Here is an 18473-nt window from a genome sequence, read left to right as displayed (position 1 = left end):
GCAGCTCATGGTTCCCATCCGTTGAATGAAGTGAAGGCCGGCACGCCGCTCATCGCGTCCAGGCAGGTGGCATCGAGGCGCTTGGCGTCGGCGGTCTCGAAGAACTGGCCGAGCAGCTTGGGCATGCAGCCCAGGGTCATGGTGCCGTGGCCCTGACCGCGCACCACCAGGTGGCGGCCGTTGGGCAGGCCCTTCAGCACGCGCTCGGCGTAGCGCGGCGGCGTCACCGGATCCAGCTGGCCGGAGGTCAGCAGCACCGGCAGATTGGAGGTGAACGGCGCGGTGAAGTCGGCCGGGCGGGTGCCGGTCGGCCAGGCTGGGCAGGCGGCGAAGAACATCTGCGCCACCTCCGGGCCGAGCAGCGTGTCGTGCGTCTGCGGCGCACGATAGCGGTCGGCGTCCTCGGCGCAGATCACCGACCATTGCATGCCGCGGTTCATCTGCCCGTCCAGCTGCCCGCCCATCATCTTTGCCAGCGACATCAACGGCCCGTAGCGGCCGTTGGCGGCCTCGTCCAGCACCAGCGGCAACAGCGACGCGGTCTGCGGCGCGTAGGAGAACGAGAACGCCAGGCTGGTGACGGTGTCGGCGGTGACGCGATCGTGGCGGCTCTGGCCGCTGGCCGGATCGCGGTAGTCCACCTCCACCGGCGCCTGCCGCAGGCGCTCCACCACGGCCCGCAGCTGCGCGCGGGTATCGGTGGGGAAGCGCTTGGCGCAGGCCACGTCGGCCTTGCATTGCTCGGCCTGCAGGGCGATCGCATCCTCGAAGGTGTTGGCGAACTCGCCGCCGACCACCAGGTCGTTCGGCGCCACGCCATCGATGACCACGCTGCGCACGTGCGGTGCATAGCGACGCGCGTACTGCTGGGCGACGCGGGTGCCGTAGGAGCCGCCGATCAGGTTGATCTTGTCCACGCCCAACGCGGCACGCACCGCGTCCAGATCGCCGATCGCCTGGGTGGTGGTGTAGTAGCGCGGGTCGGCGCGGCCCTGCAGCGACTGCGCGCAGCGCCGCGCGTAGTCGACCAGTTCGGCGGCGGTGGGCGCGCGCACCGGATCGGCCAGCGGTAGTTCCTTCCCGTCCGGGCCCAGGCAGCTCAGCGGATTGGACTGGCCGGTGCCGCGCTGGTCGATCAGGAACACGTCGCGGCGCTTGCGTGTCTCGCGCAGCGCCATGTCGACGATGCTGGCGACCTGGGTGGCGGCCTGGCCGGGACCGCCGGCCAGGAAGAACACCGGGTCCGGGTCGCTGCCGCCTTCCCCGGTGATCGGCAGCCAGGCGATGTTGAGCTCGATCTTGCGGCCGTTCGGCGCCGCCGGATTCTCGGCCACCGCCATGCGCGTGCACTGCGCCGGCACGTTGTTGGAGGCCACCGGATTGGTCAGCGTGCACGGGTGGAAGCGCAGCGCGCCGTAGCTGCGTTCGGACGTCTGCGGCGCCGGCGCCTGGGCCGCCTGGCAGGCGGCGAGCAACAGGGTGGCCGCCGCAATGGCGAACGGCCGGGAAGGGTGTCGCATGGTTCGCATCCTTGAGGTCATGGCTTGCAGAATGCCATGCCGGAACATGGCGTCGTCGGTGCCCGGTGGGGCATGGAACGGAGTACGCGGTTACTCGGCCTCATCGAACAGGAACACCTGCTCGATGCTGTGCGCGAACAACCGCGCGATACGGAACGCCAGCGGCAGGCTCGGATCGTACTTACCGGTCTCCAGCGCATTGATGGTCTGTCGCGACACGCCCAGCCGCTCGCCCAGTTCGCCCTGCGACCAGCCTTGCGCCTCGCGCAGTTCGCGGATGCGGCTGTTCATTGGTAGCGGCGCGCGTTCGCGACCTTGACCACCCCATAGGTCATGCACAGTGCGGGAAACACCCACAGCATCGCGCTCGAGGCCGACAGCGCGATCACCTGCGCCGCCTGCAGGAACCCGGCCGCCATGTAGACGCCACAGGTCAGTCCGGCGGCGATGGCGATGGACTCCAGTTCGATGCGCCGCTGCATTTCATCGGAATCGCGCACGAAGCGCGCCACTGCGCGGATCACCAGCGCCAGCATCAATGCCGGCAGCAGCGCGACCACCACGCGCAGCCAGAGCACGTCGACGCTGTCGAGCAGACGCTTCCAGAACAGCATCACCACCACATAGGCCCCCATCGGCGGGAAGAACTCGCGGTAGTAGCGCCGCGCCAGCGCCCGCGGCGCGCTGTCGTACAGGCTGCCCCGCGACCACCACAGCAACACCGCCATGAACAGGCCGCCGATGCCGACGCCCATGCACACCCCACGCAGATAGGCGCTGCCGCCGAACGGCAACCAGGCCCCCGCCGCCAACAGCGCCAGACTCGCGCACAGCACCACGATCGCGTTGCGCCTGCAGTTGCCCATCCCATGCCCCCCAATCTCAGTCCAACCGATCCGGCGCCCGTTCCGGCTGCGCCCCTTGTCGTGTTGACCTTTCCCCTGTCAAGCACGCTTGACAGGAGAATGCGCGCCGCGCGAACGCCTGTCAAGCGTCCTTTACAGACGGGATGAAAGCATCAATGGACCCGCCGGCGCCCGGATGCGGATACCTCTCATCCGCCCTGCGGAGAGCACTTTCCCCCCAAAGGGGGCCATGGTCCCGAGGGGCGATGGAAGAAGCCAAAGCCCCTCTCCCTCCGGGAGAGGGGTTGGGGTGAGGGTACGGAGGGTCCGGCGCGCGCAGCGCTCACGCCGATCGGTCATTGCGGGGCTTCGCCGTCCCTCATCCGCCCCTGCGGAGAGCACCCCCCCCAAAAAAAAGGGGGCCATGGTCCCGAGGGGAGATGGGAGAAGCCAAAGCCCCTCTCCCCTCGGGAGAGGGGTTGGGGTGAGGGTGCGGGCGCGAAGCGCGCTCGGCATTTATGGAGCAAGCGGCTTCACCCCCAACAGACCTTCCCAGCGAGGCGGTCGCGGCTGAAGCCGCTCCTACGAGGGACGCCGGCGCCGACCGCTACTTGCTGCTGACGTACTTCTCGCGACGGATGTGCTGCACCGGCAGGCCAGCCTCCTTCAGCGCGTCGAAGCAGGCATCGACCATGTTCGGATTGCCGCAAAGGTAAGCGATGTCGCCTTCGGCCTGGGGCGCGAATTCACCGAGGAACTGCTGCACGTAGCCATGCCGCACATCGGCATGCGGCGCTTCCGGCAGCTCGCGCGAGAAACACGGCACGAAGCGGAAACCGGGATGCGTCTCGGCGAAGGCGCGGAACTCGTCGCCGTACAGCAGCTCGGCCGGCGTCCGCGCGCCCAGCAACAGCACCACCTCCACGCCGCGCTCGGCCATCGCCGCTTCCAGCAGCGGCAACATCGAGCGGTACGGGGTGACGCCGGTGCCGGTGGCGATCAGCAGATAGCGACGGTTGCTGTCGCCCGGCTGCAGGCAGAAGCGCCCGTACGGACCGCTGGCGCAGACCTGGCCGCCGATCTCCAGCGCCTCGAACAGCGCCGTGGCCGCGCCGCCGGCGACAAAACTGACCGCGATCTCCACCGTGGCGTCGGCCGGCTGCGCCGGATCGTGGCGGGTGGCCAGCGAGTAGCTGCGCTTGGTCGCCGTGCCGTCGGCATAGTGGAAGTGCACCTGCACGAACTGGCCGGGCGCGAACGGCAGGGGTTGGCCGTCGTCGCGGACGAAGCGGTAGTGGCCGACGGCCGGGGCCAGCATGTGGCGGTCGACCAGTTTCAGCGGGAATTGGGCAGGCACGGAGATGCAACAGTCTGTGGCCGGGGGCGACCCCACGAGGTCTTCTATAATAGCGGCTGCACTTCTCCTGCGCCGTCGATGCGGCGCGAAGGCCCGCCTTGACTCCCGCACCTGCTCTTTCTTCCCAGACGCCGGCGCCCGCCCTGCGCGTGCGCGACCTGCGCAAGACCTACGACAACGGCGTGCAGGCCCTGCATGGCGTGTCGCTGGACGTGCTGCCCGGCGACTTCTTCGCCCTGCTCGGCCCCAACGGCGCCGGCAAGTCCACCCTGATCGGCATCATCAGTTCGCTGGTCAACCTCAGCGCCGGCCAGGTCGAGGTGTTTGGCACCGACCTGAGCAGCCAGCGCAGCACGGCGATGCGCCTGATCGGCCTGGTGCCGCAGGAAATCAACTTTAACCTGTTCGAGAAGCCCTTCGACATCCTGGTCAACTACGCCGGCTTCTACGGCATGCCGCGCGCCGAGGCCGAGCGCCTGGCCGAAGTGGAACTCAAGCGCGCGCACCTGTGGGAGAAGGCCCAGGTGATGAGCCGCACCCTGTCCGGCGGCATGAAGCGGCGGCTGATGATCGCCCGCGCGATGATGACCCGGCCGCGCCTGCTGATCCTGGACGAACCCACCGCCGGCGTGGACATCGAGATCCGCCGCGACATGTGGCGCGTGCTGCGCGAGATCAACGCCGCCGGCACCACCATCATCCTCACCACGCACTACCTGGAGGAAGCGGAGAGCCTGTGCCGCAACCTGGCGATCATCGACCGCGGCCGCATCGTCGAACAGGGACCGATGCGCGAACTGCTGGCCAAGCTGGACGTGGAAGGCTTCCTGCTGGACATCGACGGCGAGCTGCCGGCGCAGTTGCCGGCGATCGAAGGCACCACCCTGCTCGCCCAGGACGCGCACACCCTGGACCTGGACATGCCGCGGGCGATGGACCTCAACCGCGTGTTCGCCGCACTGGGCGACGCCGGCATCCGCGTGCGCTCCATGCGCACCAAGAGCAATCGCCTGGAAGAACTGTTCGTGCGCCTCACCGGCGAGCACCGCGACGCCGCCACGGCCAGCGCCGGCGCCACGCCGCCGCCCGCCACTCCCTGATGCCCCCACGGCGACGACCATGACCACCCAGACCGATTCCACCCTCCCCGTTTCCGACGCCACCCCGGCCCAGCGCAACTGGGTCGCGCTGGGCACCATCGTGCGCCGCGAGGTCAAGCGCATCCTGCGCATCTGGGGCCAGACCCTGGTGCCGCCGGCGATCACCATGACCCTGTACTTCCTGATCTTCGGCGGCCTGATCGGCTCGCGCGTGGGCGACATGGGCGGCTACAGCTACATGCAATTCATCGTCCCCGGCCTGGTGATGATGAGCGTGATCCAGAACAGCTACGGCAACATCAGTTCCAGCTTCTTCGGCGCCAAGTTCGGCCGCCACGTCGAGGAACTGCTGGTCAGCCCCATGCCCAACTGGGTGATCCTGTGGGGCTACGTCGCCGGCGCCGTGCTGCGCGGGCTGATGGTCGGCGTGATCGTGCTGATCATCGCCATGTTCTTCACCCCGGTGCGCATCCCGCACCCGCTGGTGACCCTGACGACGGTGCTGCTGGGCGCGACCATCTTCTCCCTGGCCGGCTTCATCAACGCGGTCTACGCGAAGAAGTTCGACGACGTGGCGATCGTGCCGACCTTCATCCTGACCCCGCTGACCTATCTGGGCGGCGTGTTCTATTCGGTCAAGCTGCTGCCCGGCTGGGCCGAGGCCGCGACCCACGCCAACCCCATCTTCTACATGGTCAACGCCTTCCGCTACGGCCTGCTCGGCAGCAGCGACGTGCCGGTGTGGGTGGCCTACAGCCTGATGCTGGGCTTCGTCGCGGTGCTGTCGGCGCTGGCGCTGTGGCTGCTGCGGCGCGGGGTGGGGTTGCGGAGCTGACGCCCCGCGTGCTCTCCGCACTACCCCGGCGTCCAGGGGTTCCACGCCTTCGCATGCCCGACGCATCCAGGCGCCGGGGCCGCTGGATGCGTCCCGTGTCCGCCCGGTTCCTCTGACTGCAAGCAGCGTGGCGGCAGGTCACCCGCCATTCGATGCTGCGGCCTTACCGGCCCGACCGAAGCAAGCGCATCTGCCTTGCTCCGCATCGATACACATTGCCGACTGTCTCGTCCCGCGTCGCCGGCCGCCCGCGGTCACCCCGCCCCGCGCGTGGGATCGCGGACGGAGCGCCATTCGCGGACGGCATCCCGTGCAACATGCCGACATATCCGCCACGCATCACAGCCAAATCTGACGGTGCGCACGGCGCGACTGCACCGAATTCACAATTGTATATTCCATACGGGATCGCACGCGTCCAAAGTTTGACTCTATAGTGTGATTCACATCAAATTTATCGCCAATTTATTAACGCAACTTTTCTTGTAACGGCAATAAGCCGACGCTACAGTGCACACGTCCGCTACACACCATCTCTTTACTGGACGTAAAGCGCGGGCCGGAGACCAGCTTCGTCTCCGTGAACGACTTCACTTAATGAACCCATGTCGCCACACGTTGCCGCTGGCACGTTTGTGTGTTGCCGGTAATTGGGCGATCGAGCCAAGGAGAGGAATCAGATGAAGATCCAACGCAAGCCCATCCGCTTCGGCCGCAAGCAGCAGGGCCAGGGCATGACCGAGTACATCATCATCGTGGCCCTGATCGCGATCGCGGCGATCGGCGTGTTCACGTTCTTCGGCGGCACCGTCCGCAGCCAGGTCGCCGGTATGGCGCAGGAACTGTCGGGCAAGGATGCCAGCGGCATGATCGGCCGCGCTGGCACCAATGCAGGCAAGGCGCAGCAGCAGGCCCAGAACGACAAGGGCATGGACAAGTACAACGGCAACAAGTAAGGCCCTTGCCACCATCTGCCCGGCGCGGGCAGATGGTGGCCTGCCGTTGATCTTGTCGGCAGCAGCCCTATGCGGGCTTCTGCGCTCAGCTAGCACACCCCAAATCCAATGGAACCAGCCGGGTCCGACGCGTGCGTCGTGCCCTCGGCGTGGTATTGCCCGAAGGAAGCCGTATGGTGACCATCGCCGCCGCCAATCCCTCGACCACGATGGTCGCGCCGGGGCCGCTCCGCGTCCGCTCCAGGATGCGAGGGCAGGCCATGCCCATGGTGCTGGTATTCCTGATGGTGCTGTGCGTGGGGCTGTTGGTGACATTCAACACCGGCCAGGTGGTCGGTAAGAAGGTCGAACTCACCAATGCCGCCGATGCCGCTGCGTACAGCATCGCCGTCGAACAGGCACGCGCGCGCAATTTCGCTGCCTATCTGAATCGCGGACGCGTCGCCAACGAAGTGGCGATCGCGCAGATCGTCAGCCTCAACTCCTGGCTGACCATGGTCCACTCCACCACGGTCCACTTCGAAAAATTCAACAAGTTCGCAGAAGTGCTGCTGTTCTGGGTGCCTGGCCTGGGCGAAGCGCTGATCGCCATCGATCGCGCGATGACCGTGCTCAATAGAGCCATCAAGGCGTTCCGAATCCTCTTTCTGCAGGCCGCGAATGTCACCACCACCTGGCTGGACCAGGCACTCGACCATCCCTACTCGCTGGCCGCCGAGGCAGCTGTAAGCACGTTTGCGTCAGAAGCCAACGTCTTCACCATGGCAAGCAAAGTGGTCAAGGACAACGTGCCAGATGCCGATCTGACGACAGGCGGCAAGTTCGTACTTGCAAACAACGTTCGCTTGGCCGGCAACCAACTTCAATCCTATGATCCTGGTCGTGGCGCAGGCCTGAGAAGCGTCAATCAGGGTGGCGAGCGTTATCGCAATGTCGTGATGGCGTCTCGCGACACGTTCACGCGCGCACGCGACGGCACTGCATTCGGCGTATTCAACAACAACGGCGGCACCGACATGGTCGAGTACGACCGCTGGTCGGGTGTGGACGCCTTTCAGTTCCGTCTGCCCCTGTTCTTGAAGACCTTCAAGTTTCCGATCGGCTGGGGCGGTACCCAGGCGGTGAGCGGGCGCAAACCCAATTTCTTCGCCGGCATGAACAATGGGCAGGGTTGGAAATCGCCCTATGACGGCCGCCGCTACCAGGCCTACAACGGCACCCGAAGTAGCGATATCGCCGGTAGGTTCATCGAGGGCGACCCCGCTGTCTCTCCGGAATTCAAGCGCGACAAGGCATTCCTCAGTGGCTATCGCTATGGCGTCAGCCCCCGGTATCACGACGTCAAGGACACCTATTCGCAAAGTCCTGAGGGCGCCAACGCAGGGCCAATCTATACCGTCGAAGTGGGCACTCAGATCGCAAAGGCGCGTACCAGTTCCGCGCTGAAGATCGGCAGCGGGCGCATGCAACTCAAGGACGAGGCGCACGGCGAGCAACTGCGTGCGATGGCGAGCGCCCAGGTCTACTTCAACCGGCCCTATGAACTTAGCGCCTTCCGGCGCTCGGTGTGGGGCAGAGGCGACGGAAAGTTCGAAAAAGGCAGCCTGTTCAGCCCGTACTGGCAGGCGCGCCTGGTGAAGACTCCCGATTCTGACCGCAGATTCCTGGTGCTTGCTCCATGATGGTATCAACCAATCGACTTCGCCCCTTGGCACTTGTGTGCATGGCATCTCTGGCGTTCACCGCCGGGTGCCAATCGCACGACGCGACAGAAGGCAATAGCGGCGAAGAATCTTCGTCCTCCGAAAGTGGCGTCAAGTCACTCCCTGCACTCCACGTGGTCCTGACATGGGAATCGCGTATGGGAGGCGAAAACTGGGAGCGCAAGAACTACCAGGCAAAGCTGGATGCCTGCCGCGGTTCCGGCATGCCGATGCGTGCGCTCTCCGCAGAAGAAGAGGCGAAGCTGGGAACCGGCGAGGTCGAGATCATGATCGACGCCCATCGCCAGTTCGCACATCAGGTCAGTTGGACGCTTGGCGTCGATGGCGACAGCGCGCAAGCCACCTGCATGATCAAGCTCGAGCAACACACGGACAAGAGCGCTGTCGAAGACACGAGCGGCATGTACACCGCGCTGGATAGCGACGCCCGAACCCAGGAGCGTCAGAACGTTCAGTCAATCGGCTGGAAGTTGGCGGGCGAGAGCCAGATCAAGGGCCAGCCGTGCACGCGCTGGCAAAACGGCAAGCAGGAAGTTTGCATGTGGTCTGGCGGCACCAAATGGGGCTTTTCCGACTCTCCCGCGGACGTTGCCGGCTGTACGGTTGACGGCGCAGGCAACTATCTGCAGTCCATTCCACTGGATGCAAAACCGCTGCAGGGCGGCAACGGCTGCTTGCTGCAGGTCAAGTCGTTCAGCCTCGGCAGCGGCCTGATTCCTTCCAACGTGGCGGGCGGGAAGGAAGAGAACTAGGAGGACGCAGGATGAAGACGACGTTCTTTTCACCGCGCAGGATGCACGGACAGGGGATGGTGGAGCTGGCGGTGTGTGCCGCCGTGCTGGTTCCGCTGTTCCTGCTGATTCCCGTCGTCGCCAAACTGGGACACAGCAAGCAAATGGCGATGCAAGCCGCGCGCAATGCTGCCTGGGAAGCCAGCGTGGCCAACAACTATCAACCGCCCAGTCGCGCCCAGTTGCAGCAACGCGCGCTGGACCGCAACTTTGCCGACGCCGATACGCCGATCACCAGCCGTGCGTCCGGCAACGGCAGCGGTGCGTTCGCCGACCAGATGCTCAACACCTTCTCCAACCGGAAGTTGCTGGAGAAGAGCGACCTGTCGATCACGCGAACCGCCAACAGCGGTTCGCCCGGCTATGTCGACAACGCGGCCGGGCTCGTGCCGCGGAATTTCGCCGACGGCGCGTTTCCGCCCAATCGCAACGGCTATGTCACCGCTGAGGTGACACTGAACTATCGCGATCTGAAGACGACGGACGGGCGACCTGCGCGTTTTCTGGAACCGCTGGACAATCTCAATCTGGTCGACAAGCGCCACCAGACCCTGCTGACCGATGCCTGGAACGCGTCCGGGCCACGCAGTGGACCGCGGAGCGTGGTCAGCGCGGTGCGTCCGCTGGCGCCAGTGTCCTACTTCAGCGGCCTCGATCGCATCTTCGACATGGTCAAGCCGTTGAAGCCGATCCTGCCGATGGTCGGCTCCCTCGGCGATCTGGAGCTGGGCACCATCGAGCCGGATGTCGTGCCCTCGGACAAGCTGACCAACTATCCGGTCAAGCCGGGCAAGCCATGAACACGCGCCGCTCCCATCGCATGCTCGCCAGCGGGCTGGGCGCGCTGCTATCTGCGGTGGCGGCGCAGCCGGCGCGTGCGGTGGACTGGCCGGACGTCCCGGTCCCGGACGAAGCCTCCGGCGAGGTCGTGTCCGACCACATGCTCTACAACGGTATCGCGATGCGCGCCAGCCGATTCCGCGTCGCCCAGTCGCCGCAGCAGGTCGAGCAGTTCTATCGCAAGGCATGGGGCGATCTGGTCGTGGCGACGCCGGCCGGCAGCAAGACCGTACTCGGCCACATGACCAAGAGCGGCTACTACATCACGGTGGAACTGAGTGGCGATGCCAACCGTACGCAGGGCCAGATCGGCGTGATGGAAATTCCGAAGAGAAACCTCCCCGCCGACGGCGTCGGCAAAGGCTTCGGCCGGCTACCCGACACACAGGTCGCCGAGGACATCGTCTACATGGACACCCCGCGTCATGTCAGGACACTGAGCATGCTCAACCGCTACACGCCGCTGCAGAACCAGCAGTACTACGCGCGGTACTTCGCCGGTCAGGGCTATTCCCGCGACGGCTCCTCGTCGACCTGCACTGCGAGCAGCCCGCACTGCGTCTCCCGTTTCACCCGGCAGGACGATCGCGTCACCGTGACCTCGAGCCGGGGACAGACCGGCACCGTGATCGTGGCGGTGGTCGAATGAACGCGCTTGCCCTGCCCGGCCGGCGCCTGCAGCGCGGCCAGTCCACGATCGAATACACCGTGGTGGTCATGGCGCTGGTGATCGTGCTGATCGCCAAGCCCGACGTGATCACTGAAGTGGTGACCACCCTGAAAGAACTCTATGCCGCGTTCGTCTATGCCATTTCGGTCTCCGACGTGCTGACGGGCTGAATCCTTTTCGAGACAAACCCGCCGACGGCACTTCTTCAATGCAGAAACCCAAACTCAGCAAGAACGTTCTTTTCATCCTGATCGCCGTGGTCATGGCCGGCCTTGCGGCCTTCATCGCGGTCAGCTACATCCGCACCACGGTCGCGGAACGGACTCAGGACAACCGACCGATGGTCGACGTCGCGGTGCCAGTGAACGATTTGCCGCAGGGCGCCATCCTGCAAGGTGGCGATCTGGCCCTGCGCACGATCCCGGCCGAGTTCGCGCCCGCCGATGCGGTCACGCCCGACAATCACACCCAGTTCGAAGGCAGGATGCTGCGTGCACCAGCACGCGGTGGTGCGCCCTTGAGCGCCAGCGCCCTGGTTCCGCTGTACGACCAGTTCTCGCGGCTGATTCCCAAGGGCAAGGTCGCCTACACGATGAGTGTCGACGAGAACAATTCGATCTCGGGCATGATCGCGCCAGGCGACCTGATCGACATCTTCTTCGTCAAGGACGCCACCACCGGCGGCAATGGTGGCCAGGGCGCGGGCGCGCAGGTGTTCCCACTGCTGCAGAAGGTCAAGGTGCTGGCCGCCGGCAGCCGCATCGGCGAGGCGCCGACGCCGAAGGACGGCGAGGAAGCCAATACGTCCACCGGCTTTTCCAGCGTGACCCTGGAGCTGGACCAGTACCAGGCCAAGCAGTTGGCCGTCGCCTCGAAGGTAGGGGCGGTGCGCGTGCTGCTGCGCGAGATCAAAGACACCTCGCCAGGCGCAGCAACGGGCATGAGCGAGAGTCAGTTGTTGCGGTCGCTGGGTTCCGGCGATTCGGCAGACATAGGCAGCGGAAGCAGCCGCGTTGAGTTCATCATTGGCGGAAAGGGTTAAGCATGACGCAGGCAACACGTCGCAGGAGCAAGGCCGGAGCATCGGCGCCATGGTTGGCCGGCGTGTTGCTGGCGGGCATCGGGGGATGGAATGCATCGGCACAACAGGCCGCGAGCGCTGCACCGGCGGCACGGCCTTCCGCGCAGGCTGCAGCGGTGGCACGGCCTGCAACGCAGGCCGCACCGGCGGCTGGTCAGGCAGCGGATACACCCTCGGCCGAGCAGGCGCGCCTGATGGCGCAAGGGCGCCAGGTCGACCAGTTCAAGCAATCGGTGGAATCGCAGATCCAGGAACTGGGCAGCAGCGGCGCCTCGTCGGGCGGTGGCGGCGGCGTCGCCCTGGCCGGTGACAAGAAGCCGTCGGTCGCCCCGTTGATCCAGTCGTCGCAAAGCATCTATGCCGGCGAGGCCGTGGTTCGGCGAGTCCCCGGGGCACTGCGGCGCATCGCGGTCGGCGACGGCGAGGTCCTGAGTGTCTTCTCGGTCGGCAAGTCCGAAGTGGTCATGATCGGTACCAAGCCCGGCGAGACCAACGTGCACCTGTGGATGGCCGATGGCAGCCAGCGCGACGTCAGCGTGACGGTGGGGGGAAGCAAGTCCGAAGGCGCGGCCGAGACCGTGCGCGAACTGCTGGGCAATACGCCGGGCATCACCGTGCGGGCCATCGGCTCCAACGTGGTGATCTCGGGCAACGACATCGACGCCGCCACCACGGCAAAGATCCAGGCGCTGCAGAAGATCTATCCGCAGGTGCTGAACTTCGCCGGCGCCGACCCGGTGGGCATGCGGCCGATGGTGCAGATGGACGTGTCGATCATGGAGTTCAACAAGAACGCCGTGGAGGATCTGGGCATCCGCTGGGACAGCACCATCGACGGCCCGATCGGCGGTCTGATCCGCGACGTCACCAAAAACGATTACTTCCGCGTGCTGCCGCAGGAGAACCAGACCTTCCAGGACATCAAGGATCGGTTGCCGACCAGGCTGTCCGGACCGCAGGGCTACTTCGGCATCGCCACCACCATCGCCTCGAAGATCAACCTGCTGATGAGCCGCGGCAAGGCCTGGGTGCTCGCGCAGCCCAAGCTGAGCGCCAAGAGCGGCAGCAACGCCACCTTCCTGGTCGGCGGCGAAGTGCCGATCGTGGTGCCGTCGATCCTCGGCCAGACCCAGATCGAGTACAAGGAATACGGCATCCGCCTGAACATCAACCCGACGGTCAACTCGTCCAATCAGGTGAATACCTCGATCATGGCCGAAGTCAGCCGGATCGATCCATCGGTGTCGGTGCAGGGCGTTCCCGGCTTCCTGACCCGGCGCGTGGAGACCGAGCTGAACGTCAATGCCGGCCAGACCATCGTCATTTCCGGCCTGCTCGATCGGGAGGCCTCCAAGGCCGTGGACAAACTGCCGCTGCTGGGCGACATCCCGATCCTGGGCAAGCTGTTCCGCTCCGATGGCTTCCGCGGCAACAAGACCGAACTGGTCATTTTCGTGACCCCGCGCATCGTCAGCCCGACTTCCCCGGAGAACCTGCAGGATCTGCAGCGTGCCCAGGGGATCGAGAAGGAATTGCAGGACGAGATCAGCCCGCGGCAAGACAAGTTGATCAAGTAACCCACCCCACGGAGCGCAAGGTTCACCGCCATGTTCACAGTGCTGATCAATACGCCGGGAGGCGACACGCGCCAGGTCAAATGCATGCACCGCGAGTGCGGCATCGGCCGCGCCGACGCCAACCTGGTGATGCTGCAGGGCTGGAACATCGCCGGCAAGCACGCCACCCTGCTGCGCGAGGACGACGGCGTGTTCATCCTGCCGCTGGGCGGGCGCGAGCCGATCACGCTCAACGGCAAGGTGGTGCTGGCAAAGCAGGGGCCGATCGACGGCAAGGACGAGATCCGCATCGGCCAGTACATGCTGAAGGTCAGCGGCGACGACGCACGCATCGTCAGGCAGACGCCGGCCGCCAACGACAGCGCGGCCGTCAAGACCGAGCCGGCGTCGGCAGCACCCGCAACCGACGCGGCACCTGATCGCCAGCCGTCTGCGCCCGTCGCGACGGAGATGGTGGTGGCCGGGCCGCCACCATCGGATATCGCCACCTGGCGCACCAAGTTGCACATGGCGCTGGTGCGGCAGATGGATCTGCGCCGCATGGATGTGCGCAGCATGGACGACAGCGCGCTGCGCGACAGCACCATCAACCTGATCGACGACATCATCAAACGCGAGTTCAGCGACCTGCCAGCGGACATCAGCCCGCGCCGGCTGGCCAAGCAGGTCCTGGACGAGGCGATCGGGCTGGGGCCGCTGGAAGACCTGATCGACGATCCGACCGTCACCGAAATCATGGTCAACTCCCATGACGACATCTTCATCGAGCGTGCCGGGCGCATCCAGAAATCCGAAGTGGTGTTCTCCAACGAACGCGCCTGCCTGGCCGCGATCGAGCGCATCGTCACTCCACTGGGACGGCGCATCGACGAAAGCTCTCCGCTGGTCGACGCGCGCCTGAAGGACGGCTCGCGCGTCAACGCGGTGATTCCGCCGGTCGCCCTACGCGGCCCCAGTATCAGCATCCGTAAGTTCGCCACTCGCCGGCTGTTGGGCGAGGACTTGCTGAAGTTCGGATCGCTGAACGAGGCGATGCTGGAGTTCCTGATCATGGCGGTGCGCGAGCGCCGCAACATCGTCGTGTCCGGCGGTACCGGCTCGGGCAAGACCACGCTGCTGAACATCCTGTCGAACTTCATCCCCGATGGCGACCGCGTGGTCACCATCGAGGACGCGGCCGAACTCAAGCTGGTGCAGCCGAACCTGGTGGCACTGGAGGCACGCCCGCCCAACATGGAGGGCAAAGGCCAGATCACCATCCGCGATCTGGTCAAGAACGCGCTGCGTATGCGCCCGGATCGCATCGTGGTCGGTGAGTGCCGTGGCGGCGAGTGTCTGGACATGCTGCAGGCGATGAATACCGGCCACGAAGGCTCGCTGACCACCGCGCACGCCAACAACCCGCGCGAGACGCTGTCGCGCCTGGAGGTGATGGTGATGATGGCCGGCATGGAGCTGCCGATGGTAGTGGTGCGCGAACAGATCGCGTCGGCGGTGAACCTGATCGTGCACCAGCGCCGCTATCCCTGCGGTTCGCGCAAGGTCAGCCATATCACCGAAATCACCGGCATCGAAAGCGGCACCATCCAGATGCAGGACCTGTTCCTGTTCAAGCCCACCACCTATCACGGCCCCGATGGCAAGGTCGCCGGCAACTTCGTCGCGACCGGTGCAGTGCCCGAGTTCTACGAGGAACTCGCCGAGCGCGGCGTGTCGGTGGACCTAGGCATCTTCCGCAACCAGGGAAGCGCGCGCTGATGGCCCTGTGGCTGATCGCCCTGCTGGTGTTCGCCGGGACCGTGACGGCATTCCTGCTGATCGCGCGCTCCAGCGAGCAGTTTCTGAAGCGCTACCGCGAAAGCTTCATGGACCAGGCGCGCATGAACCTGGCGGACATGTTCCTGTTCCTGGATCCCGCCCAGGTCTACATGATCAGCGCGGTGGTGATGGTGATCGTCCCGCTGCTGGTGTGGATGCTGACCGGCAGCCTAATCATCGCGGTACTGATCGGCATCTTCCTGCTCTTTGCGCCACGCAAGATCTACGCGTTCCTGCGCAAGCGCCGGCTCGAGCAGATCCAGGAGCAGCTCCCCGACGCATTGCAGATGCTGTCCAGCAGCCTGCGTGCCGGCGTCGGGTTTGCGCCGGCGATGGAGGTATTGGTCCACGACGGGCAACCGCCGCTGGCGCAGGAATTGGCGCTGGTGCTGCGCGAACAACACATGGGGCTTCGCGCCGAAGAGGCGATGGAGAACTTCAGCAAGCGCGTGCCCATCACCGATGCCGAGCTGTTCGTCTCGGCGGTCAATATCTCGCGCGAGGTGGGCGGCAATCTGGCGGAAACCCTGGCGACCCTGGCCGAGACGCTGCGCCGGCGCCTGACCATGGAGAAGAAGGTGAAGGCACTGACCGCCCAGGGCCGCCTGCAGGGCATCGTCATGGCGATGCTGCCGGTGTTCCTGATCGGCTATCTCAGCCTGATGTACAGCGAAACCATGCAGCCGATGTTCCACAGCTGGCACGGCTGGGTGGTGATCACCATCTGCCTGGTCATGGAATACCTGGGCTACCGCCTCTGCAAGAAAATCATGACGATCGACGTATGACCTGGATGCTCGCCCTCGTCGGGCTTCTGGCCGCCGGCGCCGTCACGCTGGTGGTGATCGGCACGCGCGGGGTGATCCGCGAAGTCGAGCTGGAAGACCGCACCTACTACGATCCGTTGCCGCGGCTGATGCAGTTGATGTGGCCGCTGGTGACCGTCCTTACCCGGCGCATTGCGCCGCGCCTGAGCGTGGCGCAACTGGAGCAGACCCACCGGCAGCTGCAGGCGGCCGGCCAGGACTACACGCTGACGCCCGAAGAGTTCTATGGCCTGCGCATGGCCAGCGCGTTGGTTGTCGTTGTCTTCTTCCTGCTGTGCACCGGCATGCTCGGACACCTCGGCATCGGCTCGGGCCTGATGTGCCTGCTGTTCGGCGGCGTGCTCGGCTGGCTGTATCCCGCCCTGTGGCTGGGCGAGCGCCGCAAGGCGCGGCAGAAGACCGTGGTGCGCGATCTGCCGATCTACCTGGACTTCATCACCATGGCGGTCGAGGCCGGCCTGAACGTCACCGGCGGCATCGAACAGGCCGTCGCGAAGGGACCCTCAGGCGCGCTGTCGCAGGAGTTCTCGCGCATGCTGCGCGATCTGCGCGCGGGCCTGCCGCGCGCCGAAGCGCTGCGGCGCATGGCCGAGCGCATGGACATCGCGCAGATCACCAGCTTCACCAGCGCGCTGATCCAGGCCGACAAGGTCGGCGCCAACCTCAGCGACACCTTGCGCGCGCAGGCCAACCAGCGCCGCGAGGAACGCTTCCTGCGCGCCGAGAAGCTGGCGCTGGAAGCGCCGGTGAAGATGATGCTGCCGCTGGTGATGTTCTTCTTCCCGCTGATCTTCCTGTTCCTGGGCTATTTCATCTACTTGAAGATGCTGCAGGAGGGGATCCTGTGAAACGCGGGTGCATCGAGCGCAGCGCCGGCGCCCCAATCCCGCAGGTGTGGGCCGCGGATACCTGGTGGTCGCGCGCGCGCGGGCTGCTGGCGCGCCCGGCGCTGGCCACGGACGGATCGGAGGCCTTGCTGATCCGCCCCTGCGCCAGCGTGCATACCATCGGCATGGCCTACCCGCTGGATCTGGTGTTCCTGGGCCACGACGATGCCGTGCTGGAGTGGCGCGAGAACGTCAGACCGTATCGCACGGCACTATGCCGGCGCGCCGCGGCCACCATTGAGTTCCATGGCGGTGCGCTGGACCGCCTGCAACCGCAACGCGGCGAACACTGGCACTGGCGCGCCACCGCGCCGGCGCCTTCCTCTCCGGGAGTCCGGTCATGAATGCACGCGTCCGCACCCTCCGCAGTCGCACGTCGATGCGCGGCCAATCCATGGTGGAACTGGTGATCATCACGCCGGTGCTGCTGTTCCTACTGCTCGCCGTCATCCAGGCGGTGCTGCTGTACCGCATGAAGTCCACGCTCGACTATGCTGCGCTTATGGCAGCGCGCGCGGGCGCGGTGAGCGGGGTGGATCGAGGAGAAATGCGTGCCGCTTTCGAGAAGGGCATGATGCCGCTGTACGCCACTGACAAAAGCCTAATGGGCGTGGAAACCGCACGTCGGGCAGCCCAGCTCGATCTGACGCTGAAGATGCACGGTCACATCACCGTCATCAATCCAACCCGCGCCGCATGGAACAACTTCAAGGAGCGCCAGTACGACGGCAGCTATGCGTTGCCCAACGACACGCTGGCCTACCGCAGCACCGCGATCGGCAGCAGTGGGGTAAATGTCCAGGACGCCAACATCCTCAAGATCAAGGTGGTCTACGACGCACCGTTGGTAGTTCCTTTCGTCGATTGGGTCTTGGGTGGAAATTCCCAGTATCTGAAGCCGGGCACATTCGAGTCCTCTCCCCTTCAAACGTTCACCCGGCGCCTGCCGATCGAAAGCTACGCCATCGTGCGCATGCAGTCACCCATCGCCAAACAGGGCAACCTGGACAAGTGATGTCCCGTCTCGCGCTGCTGGCGTGCGTTGCACTGCTGTGCCAGATCATTGCCGGCTCGGCGTGCGCCGAGGACGCCGCGTTCTCCGGCGTGGCGCAGGTCAGCACCAACGAACTTGGCGGCCTGAGCCGGATCCAGCCGCGCGGCGCGGCGCAGCCGGCGACGGTGTTCTTTCGCGACGACGCGTTGCGCATCCAGTTCCAGGATGCCAGCGGTCGGTCGTATGCGCTGATCCTGGCAAAGGGTGCGCCCACCGGCTGGATCGTCGGCCAGCAGGGCGGCGCGATGCCCGTTCCCGGCATGCGCTGGCCGCTACGCTTCGATCCGGAGCAACCCTGCGCGGGACTTGGGATGTTCGCCGACTGCCAGCGTGGCGACAGCGGCCTGCGTGCGGGCCGCGACGCGGTGCAATGGCGGTACCGCCTGGCCAATCCGGACGGACCAGGCAGAACCCGGCAAGGCACGATGTGGCTGGACCGTGAGACCGGCCTGGTGCTCGCCTATCGCGGCAAGACCGGAATGGAACAGCAAAAGCACTGGGACATCCAACGCGTCGACTATGGCCCGCAACCGGACGCGCTGTTCCAGCCACCCGACCCGACGCACTGATCGCGCCTATGCTGCGATCCAA

Annotated in this window: 20 protein-coding genes; 16 read left to right on the top strand and 4 right to left on the bottom strand. The window is 65.6% G+C overall.

Annotated features, from left to right (window positions below):
• Positions 1-5: 5 nt before the first annotated feature.
• The 4 genes from QN245_RS01660 to QN245_RS01645 all read right to left on the bottom strand — a co-directional run bounded on the left by QN245_RS01660 (position 6) and on the right by QN245_RS01645 (position 3683).
• Complete coding sequence (locus QN245_RS01660; protein WP_184449931.1) at positions 6-1520, bottom strand: alpha/beta fold hydrolase; 1515 nt, start codon at positions 1518-1520, stop codon at positions 6-8.
• A gap of 90 nt (positions 1521-1610) precedes the next feature.
• Positions 1611-1811 (bottom strand): helix-turn-helix transcriptional regulator, encoded by a 201-nt coding sequence (locus QN245_RS01655; protein WP_160964498.1) that lies wholly within the window; start codon positions 1809-1811, stop codon positions 1611-1613.
• Entirely contained in the window at positions 1808-2386 is a 579-nt protein-coding gene (locus QN245_RS01650) for a hypothetical protein (RefSeq protein ID WP_317844382.1), read from the bottom strand. Before QN245_RS01650 ends, QN245_RS01655 begins: the two co-directional genes overlap by 4 nt.
• A 586-nt stretch (positions 2387-2972) precedes the next feature.
• Positions 2973-3683, bottom strand: coding sequence for an FAD-binding oxidoreductase (locus QN245_RS01645; RefSeq protein ID WP_237475211.1), 711 nt, complete (start codon positions 3681-3683; stop codon positions 2973-2975).
• A 137-nt stretch (positions 3684-3820) separates the two neighbouring features.
• Between QN245_RS01645 and QN245_RS01640 the strand changes: the two genes are divergently transcribed.
• The 16 genes from QN245_RS01640 (at position 3821) to QN245_RS01565 (ending at position 18451) form a co-directional block, all read left to right on the top strand.
• Positions 3821-4822, top strand: coding sequence for an ABC transporter ATP-binding protein (locus QN245_RS01640; protein ID WP_317844381.1), 1002 nt, complete (start codon positions 3821-3823; stop codon positions 4820-4822).
• 19 nt (positions 4823-4841) lie between these two features.
• Positions 4842-5657 (top strand): ABC transporter permease, encoded by an 816-nt coding sequence (locus tag QN245_RS01635; RefSeq protein WP_160964501.1) that lies wholly within the window; start codon positions 4842-4844, stop codon positions 5655-5657.
• A gap of 680 nt (positions 5658-6337) precedes the next feature.
• Positions 6338-6613 (top strand): pilus assembly protein, encoded by a 276-nt coding sequence (locus tag QN245_RS01630; protein WP_160964502.1) that lies wholly within the window; start codon positions 6338-6340, stop codon positions 6611-6613.
• Between the two features lie 173 nt (positions 6614-6786).
• Complete coding sequence (locus QN245_RS01625) at positions 6787-8295, top strand: pilus assembly protein TadG-related protein (RefSeq protein WP_317844380.1); 1509 nt, start codon at positions 6787-6789, stop codon at positions 8293-8295.
• Positions 8296-8336: 41 nt separating this feature from the next.
• Positions 8337-9089, top strand: coding sequence for a hypothetical protein (locus tag QN245_RS01620; protein WP_255421796.1), 753 nt, complete (start codon positions 8337-8339; stop codon positions 9087-9089).
• A gap of 11 nt (positions 9090-9100) precedes the next feature.
• Complete coding sequence (locus tag QN245_RS01615; RefSeq protein ID WP_317844379.1) at positions 9101-9928, top strand: TadE family protein; 828 nt, start codon at positions 9101-9103, stop codon at positions 9926-9928.
• Positions 9925-10617: a hypothetical protein gene (locus QN245_RS01610; protein WP_317844378.1), complete on the top strand. Its 693-nt coding sequence runs from the start codon at positions 9925-9927 to the stop codon at positions 10615-10617. The genes QN245_RS01615 and QN245_RS01610 overlap by 4 nt, the downstream gene beginning before the upstream one ends.
• Positions 10614-10808: a hypothetical protein gene (locus tag QN245_RS01605; protein WP_160964504.1), complete on the top strand. Its 195-nt coding sequence runs from the start codon at positions 10614-10616 to the stop codon at positions 10806-10808. Before QN245_RS01610 ends, QN245_RS01605 begins: the two co-directional genes overlap by 4 nt.
• 38 nt (positions 10809-10846) lie before the next feature.
• Positions 10847-11680 carry a Flp pilus assembly protein CpaB gene (gene cpaB, locus QN245_RS01600; protein ID WP_160964505.1) on the top strand — a complete coding sequence of 278 codons (834 nt, stop codon included), beginning with the start codon at positions 10847-10849 and terminating at the stop codon, positions 11678-11680.
• A gap of 233 nt (positions 11681-11913) precedes the next feature.
• Positions 11914-13296 (top strand): type II and III secretion system protein family protein, encoded by a 1383-nt coding sequence (locus tag QN245_RS01595; protein WP_160964506.1) that lies wholly within the window; start codon positions 11914-11916, stop codon positions 13294-13296.
• A 30-nt stretch (positions 13297-13326) separates the two neighbouring features.
• On the top strand, positions 13327-15054 hold the full coding sequence (locus tag QN245_RS01590; RefSeq protein ID WP_184449925.1) for a TadA family conjugal transfer-associated ATPase: 1728 nt from the start codon (positions 13327-13329) through the stop codon (positions 15052-15054).
• Positions 15054-15902, top strand: a complete 849-nt coding sequence (locus tag QN245_RS01585) for a type II secretion system F family protein (RefSeq protein ID WP_160964507.1) — start codon at positions 15054-15056, stop codon at positions 15900-15902. Before QN245_RS01590 ends, QN245_RS01585 begins: the two co-directional genes overlap by 1 nt.
• A complete protein-coding gene (locus QN245_RS01580) occupies positions 15899-16789 on the top strand; it encodes a type II secretion system F family protein (RefSeq protein WP_317844377.1) in 891 nt (296 codons plus the stop codon). Before QN245_RS01585 ends, QN245_RS01580 begins: the two co-directional genes overlap by 4 nt.
• Positions 16786-17172 carry a DUF192 domain-containing protein gene (locus QN245_RS01575; RefSeq protein ID WP_160964511.1) on the top strand — a complete coding sequence of 129 codons (387 nt, stop codon included), beginning with the start codon at positions 16786-16788 and terminating at the stop codon, positions 17170-17172. Before QN245_RS01580 ends, QN245_RS01575 begins: the two co-directional genes overlap by 4 nt.
• A complete protein-coding gene (locus QN245_RS01570) occupies positions 17169-17843 on the top strand; it encodes a TadE family protein (protein ID WP_160964512.1) in 675 nt (224 codons plus the stop codon). Before QN245_RS01575 ends, QN245_RS01570 begins: the two co-directional genes overlap by 4 nt.
• On the top strand, positions 17843-18451 hold the full coding sequence (locus QN245_RS01565; RefSeq protein WP_317844376.1) for a hypothetical protein: 609 nt from the start codon (positions 17843-17845) through the stop codon (positions 18449-18451). Before QN245_RS01570 ends, QN245_RS01565 begins: the two co-directional genes overlap by 1 nt.
• Positions 18452-18473 lie beyond the last annotated feature (22 nt).

Source organism: Xanthomonas rydalmerensis, assembly GCF_033170385.1.
Taxonomy (GTDB): Bacteria; Pseudomonadota; Gammaproteobacteria; order Xanthomonadales; family Xanthomonadaceae; genus Xanthomonas_A; species Xanthomonas_A rydalmerensis.
Note: the sequence above shows the minus strand (reverse complement) of the source record. Positions and strands in the feature narration are given on the sequence as shown.